13 protein-coding genes are annotated in these 12994 nt (G+C 52.9%); 4 read left to right on the top strand and 9 right to left on the bottom strand.

The window, feature by feature from the left end:
- The 7 genes from QJ48_RS01225 to QJ48_RS01260 all read right to left on the bottom strand — a co-directional run.
- The coding region (locus QJ48_RS01225; protein ID WP_157261465.1) for an ABC transporter ATP-binding protein at positions 1–548 on the bottom strand (548 nt) is incomplete at its 3' end.
- Positions 549–564: 16 nt separating this feature from the next.
- Positions 565–1479, bottom strand: a complete 915-nt coding sequence (locus tag QJ48_RS01230) for an ABC transporter permease (RefSeq protein WP_054971852.1) — start codon at positions 1477–1479, stop codon at positions 565–567.
- Positions 1479–2414 (bottom strand): ABC transporter permease, encoded by a 936-nt coding sequence (locus QJ48_RS01235; RefSeq protein ID WP_054971853.1) that lies wholly within the window; start codon positions 2412–2414, stop codon positions 1479–1481. Before QJ48_RS01235 ends, QJ48_RS01230 begins: the two co-directional genes overlap by 1 nt.
- 248 nt (positions 2415–2662) lie before the next feature.
- A complete protein-coding gene (locus QJ48_RS01245; RefSeq protein WP_054971855.1) occupies positions 2663–4327 on the bottom strand; it encodes a peptide ABC transporter substrate-binding protein in 1665 nt (554 codons plus the stop codon).
- A gap of 402 nt (positions 4328–4729) precedes the next feature.
- Positions 4730–5125 (bottom strand): DUF3397 domain-containing protein, encoded by a 396-nt coding sequence (locus QJ48_RS01250; protein ID WP_054971856.1) that lies wholly within the window; start codon positions 5123–5125, stop codon positions 4730–4732.
- 36 nt (positions 5126–5161) lie between these two features.
- On the bottom strand, positions 5162–6145 hold the full coding sequence (locus QJ48_RS01255; protein ID WP_054971857.1) for a ketopantoate reductase family protein: 984 nt from the start codon (positions 6143–6145) through the stop codon (positions 5162–5164).
- Positions 6146–6283: 138 nt separating this feature from the next.
- Positions 6284–6934 (bottom strand): RsfA family transcriptional regulator, encoded by a 651-nt coding sequence (locus QJ48_RS01260; RefSeq protein ID WP_054971858.1) that lies wholly within the window; start codon positions 6932–6934, stop codon positions 6284–6286.
- 302 nt (positions 6935–7236) lie between these two features.
- Here QJ48_RS01260 and QJ48_RS01265 point away from each other — a divergent pair, with 302 nt between their 5' ends.
- On the top strand, positions 7237–7467 hold the full coding sequence (locus QJ48_RS01265) for a DUF2626 domain-containing protein (protein ID WP_010491888.1): 231 nt from the start codon (positions 7237–7239) through the stop codon (positions 7465–7467).
- Between the two features lie 58 nt (positions 7468–7525).
- Here the strand turns inward: QJ48_RS01265 and QJ48_RS01270 are convergent, their stop codons facing one another.
- Entirely contained in the window at positions 7526–8653 is a 1128-nt protein-coding gene (locus QJ48_RS01270; protein WP_054971859.1) for a class I SAM-dependent methyltransferase, read from the bottom strand.
- 89 nt (positions 8654–8742) lie between these two features.
- Between QJ48_RS01270 and QJ48_RS01275 the strand changes: the two genes are divergently transcribed.
- The 3 genes from QJ48_RS01275 to QJ48_RS01285 all read left to right on the top strand — a co-directional run bounded on the left by QJ48_RS01275 (position 8743) and on the right by QJ48_RS01285 (position 11471).
- Positions 8743–9687 (top strand): hypothetical protein, encoded by a 945-nt coding sequence (locus QJ48_RS01275; RefSeq protein WP_054971860.1) that lies wholly within the window; start codon positions 8743–8745, stop codon positions 9685–9687.
- 97 nt (positions 9688–9784) lie between these two features.
- On the top strand, positions 9785–10900 hold the full coding sequence (locus QJ48_RS01280) for a hypothetical protein (RefSeq protein WP_054971861.1): 1116 nt from the start codon (positions 9785–9787) through the stop codon (positions 10898–10900).
- A gap of 28 nt (positions 10901–10928) precedes the next feature.
- Positions 10929–11471 (top strand): hypothetical protein, encoded by a 543-nt coding sequence (locus tag QJ48_RS01285; protein ID WP_237762771.1) that lies wholly within the window; start codon positions 10929–10931, stop codon positions 11469–11471.
- A gap of 97 nt (positions 11472–11568) precedes the next feature.
- Here the strand turns inward: QJ48_RS01285 and QJ48_RS01290 are convergent, their stop codons facing one another.
- The gene (locus QJ48_RS01290; protein WP_054971863.1) at positions 11569–12903 is read right to left on the bottom strand and encodes a PhoH family protein; all 1335 of its coding nucleotides are present in this window, start codon (positions 12901–12903) and stop codon (positions 11569–11571) included.
- Between the last annotated feature and the right edge of the window lie 91 nt (positions 12904–12994).

Here is a 12994-nt window from a genome sequence, read left to right on the forward strand (position 1 = left end):
TCGGCGGCAATAAGCAGCTTCGGATTGCAGGCAAGTGCGATGGCAATCATGACGCGCTGGCGCATCCCGCCGGAAAATTCGTGAGGATATTGGCTGATCCGGCCTTCCGGATTGGAAATGCCGACCATTTTCAAAATTTCAACTGCCCGCTTCCGTGCTTCACTTGCGCTTAAGCCCTGGTGCTTAATGAGCCCTTCGGCGATTTGCTTCCCGATCGTCATCGTCGGGTTGAGCGAAGTCATCGGATCCTGGAAAATCATTCCCATTTCGGAGCCACGGATTTTTTCCATTGCTTTATTTGAAATTGTGGTAATTTCCGTTTTGCCGTCGAATTTGATCGAACCGCTCTTGATCATGCTAGGAGGCGTCGGAATGAGCCGCATAATCGTTTGGGCCGTAACCGATTTGCCGCAGCCGGATTCGCCTACGATGGCGAGCACTTCCCCTTTTTTGAGGTCGAAGGAAACGCCGCGAACGGCTTGCACTTCACCGGCATAGGTGCGAAACGATACTTTGAGGTCGCGAACCTCCAATATATTTTTGCTCATGATTTGGGCACCCTCCTTACTTCCTCATCTTCGGATCGAGCGCATCGCGAAGGCCGTCACCGAGCAAGTTGAAGCTCATCAGGATCAAGCTGAAAACAATCGTCGGGAAAATAACCCGATGCGGGAAATAACGAATCGAGTTGGCCCCGTCGGACAGCAGCGAGCCCAGCGAAGCAAGCGGCACGCGGATTCCGAGACCGATAAAGCTCAGGAACGCTTCGACAAAAATGGCCGAAGGCACGATAAACGTAATTTGTACGATAATCAAGCTAAGCGCATTCGGTACCAAATGGCGGAAAATAATGCGCGCGCCTCCTGCACCCAGCGTTCTGGCCGCCAGCACGTACTCCTGCTCCTTCAAAGTCAGAACTTGACCGCGAACCAGCCGCGCCATTGGCACCCAGCCGGTAATGGCATAAGCGATGATGATCGTCATGAAACCAGGTCCGATAACGATGATCAGCAAGATCGAGATCAACAGAAACGGGATGGAGTGAATGATTTCGATAATACGCTGCATGATATCGTCCACCCGGCCTCCGTAGTAGGCCGAAACGCCCCCGTAAATAACTCCGAATACGAGGTCTAGCAGCGCGGCAATAATCCCGATTGCCAAGGAAATCCGCGTTCCCCACCATACACGCACCCACAGGTCGCGGCCGAAATCGTCGGTTCCGAACCAGTGCGCTGCGGAAGGCGGCAAGTTTTTGATATCGTAGTTTTGCGTCGCGTAATCGTAGCTCGAAAAAATCGGTCCGAACGTAGCGAGCAAAATCAAGATGACAAGCGTTGTCATGCCGAACATGGCCAACTTGTTTTTCTTGAGCCTTCTCCACGCATCCTGCCAGTAGTTCATGGAAGGGCGGACGACAGCTTCCCGGCCGACTTGCTCTCGGACAACCGGCTGGAACAGGTCTTTGGACATCTGCATTACTTGCTACCTCCCTTAACCAAACGAATGCGCGGGTCGATGAAACCGTAGATAACATCGGTAAGAAAGAGCACGATGACAAGAATAAACGCATAGAAAATGGTCAATCCTGTAATCATGGTGTAGTCGTTGGAATAAATGGATTGAACAAAGTGCTTCCCTAATCCCGGCACGACGAAGATTTGCTCTACAATCAGCGTACCGGTGATCAGACCGACAAATACGGGACCCAGCACGGTAACAACCGGAAGGATCGCATTACGGATGGTGTGCTTAAGAACTATGGCCGGCTGGGACAGACCTTTAGCCTTCGCCGTTTTGATGTAGTCCTGATTCAGCACGTCCAGCATAGACGTCCGCATAAGTCGGGCAAGGATGGCAATCGTACCGAACGATAAGGCGATGGAAGGCAGCACCCTGGATGACGCCCCTGTCCACATCCCCGGAGGCAGCCAGCCCAGCTTCACCCCGACAAAATAAGACAGCAAAGGTCCAAGAACGAAGGATGGAATCGAGATACCGACAATTGCCGTAAACATCGCCGTGACATCAAGGCCTTTATTATGATTCAAAGCTGCAATAATGCCGAGAATCAATCCGACCGTAATGGCAATCGCGAGCGCCCACAAGCCGAGCTCCAGCGAAGCCGGGAATGCTTGATGAATAATGTCCGTGACTTTGCGCGTCGGGAACTGGAAGGACACGCCCAAATCGCCATGGAGTACGTTATTCATGTATTTCAGGTACTGCTTCCAAATCGGTTGATCCAAACCGTATTGAGCATAGAGCAGCTTCCTTTGCTCAATCGTCAATTTTTGCGAATCTTCCCCGAACGGATCCCCTGGCAAGTTTTTCATCAACACGAATGTGAAGGTAACAACCAGCCACAAGGTAATTACCATATAACCCAAACGACGCAGCAAATAGCGAAGCATGGCACACCTCCTGAACTAATTCAAACAAGGACAAGCAGCAAGGCTCGAAAAGGCTCGATTGGAAACAGCCGAACTGCTTCGCAAGCATAGACCGATCCAAGACAAGACTATGTTTGCGAAGCAGCTCCGCTTCCTCCGAACAGAGGGCAATTTCGTTACAGAAAAAATCGGAGCCGTTCCAAAGTTCAGAACGGCCCCCTCGTTGACGAATCAGCCACTACTTACTATGGTTCATCGGGAGAAACGGATTACTTAATGGAAACCCATTTCAGTTCCCACTCTTTGGACATAGGCGGCAAAATCAGGCCTTCTACGTTCGGTTTCTTCGCGTAAGGTCTCGTACGGAAGTAAAGCGGGGAAATCGGAAGATCAGCCATCAGCTGCTTCTCGGCATCGATCAGCATTTTCGAACGTTTCGCCAAGTCAACTTCTTTGTCTGCGCCTTTGACCAAATCGTCATACGCTTTGCTGTTGTATGCTACGTAGTTGAAGGATTTGTTGTCGGACAACCACATGTCGAGGAACGTCATCGGATCGTTGTAGTCGGCACCCCACAGCGCGAACAGAGCGTCGAAATTGTTTTCCTGCATATTTTTCACACGCAGTGCGAATGGCAGCGGCTCGCCGTCTACGTCGATACCCAGGTTTTGCTTCCATTGAGCTTGAACGAACTCAATCGTCTTTTTCGCCCCTTCGGTATCGTCAGCCGTCAGCTTGAACTTCGGCAAGGAAGTCATGTTCAGCTCTTTCAAGCCTTCAGCCAGAAGCTGCTTCGCTTTTGCCACATCGTAAGCAGGTTCAGTATCACCCGCTACTTTACGGAATTCCTGCTTGTTGCCATCAAGAACGGTTACCGGAACCAGACCTGTCGAAGGAATGGACGTTCCGCCGTTGACAACTTCGTTGTATGCTTTGCGGTCAATCGCCATACCGAGAGCTTGGCGGATTTTCACGTTCGCAAACGCCGGGAATTTCGAGTTGTGGAACATCAGGTAACCCGTTACGAATTCTTTCTTCAGCGTCAAGTCCGGCTTGCCTTGGTAAGCTTTTGCCTGCTCGCCGCGAAGCTCCGTCAGGTCAACTTGATCCGTTTCGTACATGTTAAGAGCCGTGTTGGCGTCTTTCACCACGTTGACGGTTACTTTGTTCAGTTTCACGTTTGCAGCATCCCAGTACTTGTCGTTCTTAACGAGTACGATTTGCTGCTCGTGATCCCATTTCTCCATTTTGAACGGACCTGCACCGATAATTTTGTCGGCGTCGGCGCCGTTTTTGTCGCCCTGCGCTTTGACAAAATCCGGCTTTTGCGGGAAGAAGAGCGGCATAGCCAATTGGTCGGTGAAGAAGGCAACCGGTCTTTCGAGCGTAATTTCAAGCGTCTTGTCGTCTTTTGCTTTTACGCCGAGCTCGGCTTTCTTCGCTTCCACTTCTTCCGGCTTCGCTTTATTCAGAGCGACGCCGCCTTTAATCCAGGAAAGCATCGTTGCGTATTTCGCTTTTGTCGCCGGGTCCAACGTACGTTGGTAAGCCCATACAAAATCGCTTGCTTTCAGCGGAGAGCCGTCGGCCCATGTCAAACCGTCGCGAAGCGTGATGGTATATACGAGACCGTCCGGAGAAATTTTCGGAAGCTCTTTTGCAAGACCCGGTTGCGGTTTGCCTTCCGCATCCAGACGGTACAGACCTTCGTTCACCGCGTTAAGAATCGTAAAGGAAGGGTTCGTGGTAGCGACGGAGCTGTCGATGGCCGGCGGTTCTGCCGCAAGGTTGATTCTAATTTCTTGAGCCGGAGCTTTTTTATTGTCTGCGCCCCCTGCTTGCTGGTTGTTATCTGTGTTGCCTGAACAGCCTGCAACGGTCGTACCAAGCATAGCGGTAACCGATGCCAGGACAAGAAGCTTGTTATACTTCATGAAAATGACTTCCTCCTTTTTAATTTATGTAAATATATGTTAATTCTTGTCGTGTTATATAACATGACATAGAATTCACACCTAACATGACACCCTTTGATGATATAAGATTCCAGCGGAAAAGTAAAGACCTTGTTGGTTGTAACCGTTACCAAATAGAAATTATACAACCAGGGGTTAATAAAATCTAGTGTTATTTTTTGTTTTCGACCATTTTCTGTAGTTTTTAGTATTATTATATCACTTTTTGTAGTTTAATCACAAAAAAATAAAGAGCCTTTTGGTTTAGACTCTCAAAAATGGCAGCAGTTTATTCGTCGTGACGTCTCGGGCGGAATCCGGTTCAAGGCAGCCCCGCACGATGTCTTCCATCAATTTATGACGCACATTTCTTCATGTCTTTTACGAGTTGATCATATATTTGCCGATGCCGATGAACAGCAGGAGAACATAGCAGGCCGTCAGCAGCACAAAGCCAAGCCGTCCCAGCGTTCTGGCGATTTTGATCAGGTCGACCTTTCCCTTAAGCCGGTTTTGCATGTTTCCAAGCAAGCCGGCGGCAACGAGAAACAGCAGCACGATCGTCCACAACAGCATTCCCGAATCGAACAAATTCCGACTCATAAACGCAACGGAGCCGATAAGAAACAACGTGGTGATATCCATGCTGAGATGCGTGGCTTTGCGCTTGTCTTTCGTATAATAGTAAACGGCAACCCATACGATGAAAAAAGCTACGAACGGAACGATTGCAAGAAACGTATAAAGCTGCTGCAGCCATCCAAACAGTGCACTCAAGCGTATCACCCGATTTCAATCAATAATGTTCGGCCGTCACGGCCGGTGCCCGGCTTCCGCCGCCTTGATCAGCCGGTATATGGTAAGATGCGTCGGAAGCGCTATTCCGCCACGATCCGCCTCCCGCAGCAAGCCTCCCGTAATGGCGTCGATTTCCGTAAGACGGCCAGCCGCGATGTCCTGAAGCATGGAAGACCGGTTGTTTGCGGTCCGCCGGCATACCTCCAGCAGCTGCTCCCACAGATCCGGCTCCAGCCGGATGTCCAGCGCACTCGCCAGAGCAACGCCCTCTTCGTACAAAGCGCGCATCAGCTCTCCGGCTCCCGGCAAACTCAAAAGCTCGCCGTTTGGTACCCGCAGCAAGGCGGTAAGCGGATTAATGACAGCATTGATAAGAAGCTTTTGCCAAATGCGGCTAGAGATGTTTTTCGACACGGATGCGCTAAATCCTGCCAATTGCAGCCAATAAACCAGATTTTTTTGCGCGATTTCCGAGACTTCGGCCCCTTCCCCTCCAACTTCGCCTATCCAGGTCATGCCGCGCCCCGTATGAAGGGCTTCCCCGGCGGCGGAGATCATCGCGCCTTCCGTCGTCACGGCCGAAAGCATCCGTTCCGCCGGTACATGCGCCGCCAGCGTCTCCAGATGCCCGATGCCGTTCTGCAAGCAGACCATCCATGCCGATGAGGCCATGCGCTGACCTAGTTCGAACCCGAGCTCCCGGGTTATGGCGGACTGCTTTAAGGCTAGCAGGATAAAATGCGGCCCGCTCCCGTCCTTTCCCCCGAACGCTTCCTGTTCCCCCCATAGACGAACGCGGGGAAAAGCCGTAATCACTGCCCGAGCGCTTTGTTCCTCCGATCCGGAAACGGCATCGATCAAGCGCAGTCCGTCAGCTTGGATTTCAGCTTGCCGCTCGGCACGGCGGACGACGATCTCTACCTCGTGCCCTGCTTCGGATAGTCTGACGGCGAACAACGTTCCAAGCGCCCCTGCGCCAATCACCGTAAAACGGCCCATCGCCTCTCTCCCCCGTGCGTGTAAAAGTTTGTTCAGTCTATCATAGCAAAAAATGGCGAGACACGCACAAAAACCCTCGAACGGGTGCTCATGGCAGCCCGATTCGGGGGTTTCTCCCTTTTTATGAGACGGTTCCGGTTATTCGATCCGTTCCAGATTCCCGTTTTCATCCATTTTAAAGCGGGTTTTGCTTTCCTCTTCTTCCTCTGCCAGAAAAGCAAGCTTGCGGGCCCGGTCCATAATCTGGATAAGCGCTTTGTAATCGTCGTTCACGACGCGATAATCGGTCGAAACGTCGCTGACCTGCCGGCTAAGTTCGTCGTTAAGCGTGCGAAGCCGCTCAAGCTCATCCTGCTTGTCGTTCAGTTCCTTCTCAAGCTGCCTTACGTGCCGCACCATTTCCTGATAGCTTCCTTTCCACTGCCGCAGGAAGCGGATAACGGCGTCGATCGACAACTCTTCCACGATACCGTCGCTGCGCACCGCGCCTTCCGAGGCCAAAGGGCCGCCCATGCCGCTGCCCGCAACGGATGCGAACGCGCTCGCTTGCTTGCGGTGCTGGTTCCTTTTTTGGCGCTGCGCTTTGGCGATCTGAATCGCCGCTTCATATTTCTTGCGGACGAAGCTGTTCCAGCGGAAACCGCAAGCAGCCGCGGTTCTACCTATTTTTTCGCCCACTTCCTCAAAAGCGGACAGCTGCGTGCTGCCTTCGCGAATATGTCTTAACGTCACCTCCGCCAATATCAAATCGTCTTCCTCGCTCCAAGCGTCTTGTCTGATTGCCGTCATCAAGCCGTCCTCCTAACCCCTATAGGTTCATCCGCATCTATGTTCGTGATGCATAAAGTGCTGCGTTACTTTATCTCTATGCCCATGGTAGAGTTCATAGAATACTTTTCTAGTAATTTGTATTGCCAATTTTCAAGGCGGTCATACATCGTTTGGGCGGATTTGGGCAACGATATTATGCGAACAGCTAAAAAATTGACTAAATTTCGTCACGGATTGGGCGTTTACACGAAAGAAGGCTTTCGCTATAATGGTGGGTAGTACATAAGTATCGATCGTGACCAAAGAGAGGGGGATACAGGATGGATCGCATGTTTCGCGTTCTCGGCTTCTGGACGCTCGTAATCGGGCTCATGGCGTTGGCCGGCGACTTTATTCCGATGGCGCTCATCTTTTTCGCCCAGACGGCGATTTTCACGCTGTTAGGATACATGAAATTGTCCGAACGTGCCTACATATTGATTTTTTGGGGCTACATGATTGTTTCGTTTACAGGGTTTACCTACTGGTCATTTTTCAAAATGTCCATCTAATCCTGCCAGTCCGGAAAAAAGTAAGCGAATACGGAGACAAAAAGGCGAACCGCAAGCTTCAGTGCGGTTCGCCTTTTTTTTGAACTAAAACCTTGAATAGCTCACTCATCCGGTCGCTGAGGAGCAGCTGCCGAATGGCCCGATTGCGCCGTGCCTGCGGCGAGAACGGGTCGCGGGCGTCATGATCGCTCAGCTCGTCAAGCAATCCCTGCTCCAGCAAAAATTGCTTCTGGCTTAGCAGGTCCGAAGGCTCCAGCCCCGCTTCCTTCCCAGCATCGATCAATGCGCTGAAATTGACATGGGCGGTCATATCCTGCTCGCCAGGGAACGCCAGCGGCGTATCGGAAGCTTGGTGCTTCCGGTAACACAGCAGCGTTCCGTTCATCCGGTGCGGGGCGTACAGCTCTTCCCTGACGTGCCCGTAGTCGATCGTCAGCAGCACACTGCCGATCCCCAAGCTGCCGGCAACTCCCCGAAGCCAGCGAAGCGCGTCCAAACTGACTTCGAAACGCTGACCCGTTCTCGGCGGAATCGCTTCCTTGCGGATAAAGGCCTCAAGCTCGCCGCCCGACAACGGCCTTTCCACCTCTGTCAGACATTTCTGATCCTCATCCCAGCCAACCCGGATTTCCCGCCACCCGGCTTCGCGGTTAACGATCCGGTACACTGGAAAGGCATCCGGCAGCTCGTTGGACAATACCAACGTGTTTTGCCAAGGACCCGCCGCGTGCCATTCCTCGGCCGTGACATAGCTCACAAGCCCCGTATGAGGCGCCAGCGCCTCCGATTGAAGACTCCGGTGGACAGGGCTCTTTTCGACGCTGATGAAGCGCAGGCGCGCGTACAGCGCCGGAGAGCCGCTCCGGATGGCGTCAAGCATTTGTCTCGCTAAAGTTCCGTCGCCCCCTCCCCACTCCGTTAAGCAGATCTCGCCGCTCCGCGTTTCCGCAAAGCTTCGAACGTAGGCGGCCAGCATGTCGCCCAGCACGCTGCCGACCGAAGAGCTCGTATAAAAGTCGCCTGCCCGGCCGATTTTGCGATTCGAATTCATATAATAGCCCAAGCTCGGATGATACAAACACAAATCCATATAGTCCCGGAACGAAATCGCCCGGTCCGGCTGCATTTCAATCTGTTCCCGAATCGCTTGCAGCAGCGGGGAATCGTTCGCCTGCTCCGTTTTCATGCGCCTACCGCCTCTCGCCAAATTACTAAAGACAAAACCTCCCCCACTCGCTATAATAGGATGAGAAAAATAGGAGAGGAAGCAGAGCCTTGTTTAAACCACGAACCATCTTCTGCGCGGCGCTTATAAGCTGCACCGTTCTGCTAACATCCGCCTGCACCGATCATCAGCAGGTGAAGCAGGATTTGATGCAAGCTGTCGCCAAGCAGGAGCAAATCCAAAGCTACCGATATGCCGGGGAAGCGGAGCTGAAGCTGGACGCTTCTTTATTTTCGGGCTCGCAACCGGTAACTGCCGCTTTGCTAGGCCTGGTCAAAGAAAGCAAGTTCGAATACAGCGGGCTGGTTTCGCTGGCAGATCCGGTCCGAATGGAAGCCTCGGTCAAACTAACGCCGAAAGGCGCGGCCTCGCCCATCGAACTGCCGTTTCTTCTTAAAGATAACAAAATGTATCTGCAGATGCCAGCCATTACGAAAGCGGACGAATATTTGATGCTGCCGCTGGACAAGCAAGCGGACAAGCTCAAAAACACCGGAAGGCTGAGCGCTTCCCTTACGGGCAAGCTGCTGGAAGGAGTCAACCCGAAATGGCTGGAGCCGGGCAGCAAGGACGAGAAGCTTGCCGACGGGGAACCGGCGAAGCGCATTACGCTTACGGTGACGGACAAGAACAAACAGGAAGCGGCAAAATATTTCACAACCGCACTGCCGTCCGTGCTTAACGAGCTGATGACCAGCGGACTGAGCGGAACGGGACAAACCGGGGAATGGAAAACATCGCTGGAGCGGATCAAGATCGAAGCTCCTACGACGCTAAGTATCCTGATTGACAATCAAGGTTTTATCCGCGAGCAAACCGGAAAGCTTTATTTTTCGGTTGAAGGCGGAAACGATGCGAAAAACAGCGTGGAATGGACGTACAAGGTGCAAGAGATCAATCAGACGCCTGCCTTTACGAAAGAAACGCCGAAGCAGGTAAAACGTGCAGAAGACATTTTACGATTGCTCCCTAAGCCTCAAGCGGGCAAAAAGTAACGTGACGGAAGCCCTTCCATGGCACAGCGCCGTGGAATTTTTTTGTCATGTTTTTCCCATTCCTATGATAATCTTTAGTTGAAAGGACGGGAGGGACATGCGTGTGAATATACGCCAATGGGCTATCCTTGCACTTTTCACGGTTTACGGATGTTTATCCGCCTTCTGGCCCTATTCCGCGTATGCGGAGAGCGGACGAGCGGACAGAAGCTTGCTGCAGAAAGGCCTTACCATCTACGAGATCGATCAGGAGCTAAGCCGCATTGCCGACCAGGAAATCAAGCTCCAGGCGCAGATGCAGAACGCAGAACAGCAAATTCGCGAAGCGGAGCATTCCACAAGCGAGGCGAAAATACACGCCGCCAAAGTCGTCCGCTCTTATTATATGGGCGACCGCGATTCGCTGTGGGCGCTGCTGTTCTCGGTAGGTTCGTTCTCCGATGCGGTTTCGGTGCTCGACTATCTGCAAATGATTCTGCGCAACGATAAACAAGCGCTTCAGCGTCATACGGATGCATGGCAGCGGCTGGCATCGGTCAAAAAAGAGCTGGCGGAAGCCCATACCTCCCTGCAGCGGACGAAAGAGCGTTACTTGCAGCAGCGGGAACGGCTTGCCGCGCTCCAGAAAGAAGTGGACGATCAGCTCGCCGATAGCAAGGAGCAGGCTGCGCTGCTTCAGCAGCAGATGCTCGAGCTCAACAAGCTATGGGAGGACAAGGGCATCCCGCTGTTCAAGACGTACTTCCAAGCGCTTGCAGGTGCGATGCAGCAGCTTCCCGAGCTGGTGACGTCCGGCGGCGGCAAGAACAAGAACGGCAATCTGGTCATGAACGGGGTAAATTATACGTTTCAGATGACGGACAGTGAGCTGAACGATTTTTTGCGTAAAAAAAACGAGCGGTTCCGCAATCTGACGTTTCACTTCTATCCCGATCAAGTATCGGCCTCCGGGCAGGAAGGCGATATTGCCGTCATGATCCGGGGAAGCTACGAAATGGCCGTGATGGACGACGGAACAAGCAAACCGTTTATCCGGTTCCGGATTCTGGAGATGCAGTTCAACGGCTTTTCCCTGCCTTCCACGACGGTGGAGGAATTCGAAAAAAGCTTTGATCTGGGGATCTACCCTCAAAATATCGCCTCGTTTTTGCAAGTGACCGGCGTCCGGCTGGAGGAAGGAAAGTTAAGCATCATGCTGAAGCTGGCCTTATAACTTCTGAGCCGCCCCGAAGAAGAGGAGCGTGAAGACGTTGACGGAGCCCGTACTCAAATATGCGGCAGCCCTGGAGCTACCCGAAGACAAGCGGGCCGGCTATTATGCCCAGATTGTTAAAGCACTGGCCGGAAAGACTGCCTTGTTCGACCGCGACAAGGAGTTAATGATTTTCTCGTCCCCGGAAGAGCTGGAGCGGCTCAAGCCCATTTTGGAGCAGTATGCCATTCCGTCTGAGGAGCTGAGCGTGCTGCTGCTTCCGGCTCCGGTCACGACGTATCCGGCCTTCGGCGATTACGGCTTTGTCAGCCGCTTGGAGAACGTTTACTTGTATGCGGAGCTCGTCGCCGTATTCCGGCTGCGGGCTGCGGCGGATAAGAACGATCCGCTCGGGCGGGCTTTCGAGCCCCAGCAGGCGGAAGCGCAGCTTGAGGAGCATTTGCTTGCAGCTTGGCCGGAGACGGGAGGAGGCTCTGCTTTCGCCATCGAAGCGCAGCTGGCCGAGCTTGCCGAAGGCATTGCCCGCGCCTACTGCGGCGTTGTGGAATGGATTTATTCGCCGGAACGGTAAACCACAAGAGAGGCTGAAGTCGTTCATACAACAAAAAACGGTGGTGCCACGATAGATTTCGTATCGCTGGCATCACCGTTTTTTCGTTTAAGGCTCCCTACAGCAAATCGGCGGCAAGCTGCGCCAGATGCGAGCGTTCCCCGCGCTCCAGCATGATATGCCCGCTGATTGTTTGTTCCTTAAAGCGCTCTACAACGTACGTAAGGCCGTTGCTCGAGGCGTCCAGATACGGATGATCGATCTGCTCGGGATCGCCCAGCAGAACGATCTTACTGCCCTCGCCGACGCGGGAAACGATCGTTTTCACCTCATGCTTGGACAGGTTCTGCGCTTCGTCGATGATGATGAACTGACCGGGAATGGACCGCCCGCGGATGTAGGTCAACGCCTCGACTTGAATGCTGCCGAGCCCCGCCAATATTTTATCGATATCGCCCGGTTTTTTCGTATCGAACAAATATTCCAAATTATCGTAAATAGGCTGCATCCACGGCCGCAGCTTTTCTTCTTTTTCCCCCGGCAAATAACCGATGTCCTTGCCCATCGGAACGACGGGACGGGCGATAAGCAGCTTCTTATACTTTCTTTCGTCCTCGACCTTCAATAAGCCTGCGGCAAGCGTCAGCAGCGTTTTCCCCGTTCCTGCTTTGCCCGTCAGCGTGACCAGTGGAATATCGTCGTTAAGCAGCAGCTCCAGCGCCATCCGCTGCTGGGCATTCCGCGCTGCGATTCCCCAGATCGGATCGTTGCTTAGGTAAAGCGGCTCCAGCTTCTTCCCGTCGGCATTCACTTTAAGCAGCGCCGACTTGCTGGTGCCCATCTCGTCTTTCAGGATGACGAATTCGTGCGGATGAAGCGTATAGCCGAGCTGCAGCGAATTGATGCCTAAATAACGGTACGTGTAAAACTCGTCGATGACCGAAGGGTGCACCAGCAAGGTCAAATGCCCGGTGTAAATGTCTCCGGCCACGTTAACGACCCGGTCCGTCAAATAATCTTGCGCCGTAATGCCCAGCACGTCGGCTTTGATCCGGACGAGCATGTCCTTGCTGACCAGAATAACCGGCTTCGGGTCGGATTTCTCCTTCTCTTCCAGCAAATAATTAAGCGCCACCGCCAAAATGCGGTTGTCATTCGTCACTTCGGCGAACACTTCCTGCAGCTTCGCGAAGCTCCGATGGTTCAGCTCCACCTTCAGGCTGCCGCCGCCGGGAAGTCCGATGCCTTCGAACAGCCGGCCGTCGCTGCGGAGCCCGTCGAGCATCCGGGAGATTTGCCGCGCATTGCGCCCCAGTTCGTCGGCATTGCGTTTCTTGGAGTCGATTTCCTCCAATACGACCGCCGGAATAATAATATCGTTATCTTCAAAAGCATAGATCGCGTTCGGGTCCTGCAGCAGCACATTGGTGTCCAGCACATAAATTTTTTTCATCATGAGTCCCTCCCAGGTTCGGTGTTTGGTTCGGCTCAATACATAGGAATTTTCCCGTCAGGACAAACTAGCCAAAGCCGATGACGAAAAG

The sequence above is a fragment of the Paenibacillus sp. A3 genome, assembly GCF_001399685.1.
GTDB lineage: Bacteria > Bacillota > Bacilli > Paenibacillales > NBRC-103111 > Paenibacillus_G.

Coding starts and splice junctions, on each gene's coding strand:
- QJ48_RS01230 (WP_054971852.1), bottom strand. CDS start 1,479: ATGCAGATGTCCAAAGACCTGTTCCAGCCGGTTGTCCGAGAGCAAGTC.
- QJ48_RS01235 (WP_054971853.1), bottom strand. CDS start 2,414: ATGCTTCGCTATTTGCTGCGTCGTTTGGGTTATATGGTAATTACCTTG.
- QJ48_RS01245 (WP_054971855.1), bottom strand. CDS start 4,327: ATGAAGTATAACAAGCTTCTTGTCCTGGCATCGGTTACCGCTATGCTT.
- QJ48_RS01255 (WP_054971857.1), bottom strand. CDS start 6,145: ATGGGCCGTTTTACGGTGATTGGCGCAGGGGCGCTTGGAACGTTGTTC.
- QJ48_RS01260 (WP_054971858.1), bottom strand. CDS start 6,934: ATGACGGCAATCAGACAAGACGCTTGGAGCGAGGAAGACGATTTGATA.
- QJ48_RS01265 (WP_010491888.1), top strand. CDS start 7,237: ATGGATCGCATGTTTCGCGTTCTCGGCTTCTGGACGCTCGTAATCGGG.
- QJ48_RS01270 (WP_054971859.1), bottom strand. CDS start 8,653: ATGAAAACGGAGCAGGCGAACGATTCCCCGCTGCTGCAAGCGATTCGG.
- QJ48_RS01280 (WP_054971861.1), top strand. CDS start 9,785: ATGCGTGTGAATATACGCCAATGGGCTATCCTTGCACTTTTCACGGTT.
- QJ48_RS01290 (WP_054971863.1), bottom strand. CDS start 12,903: ATGAAAAAAATTTATGTGCTGGACACCAATGTGCTGCTGCAGGACCCG.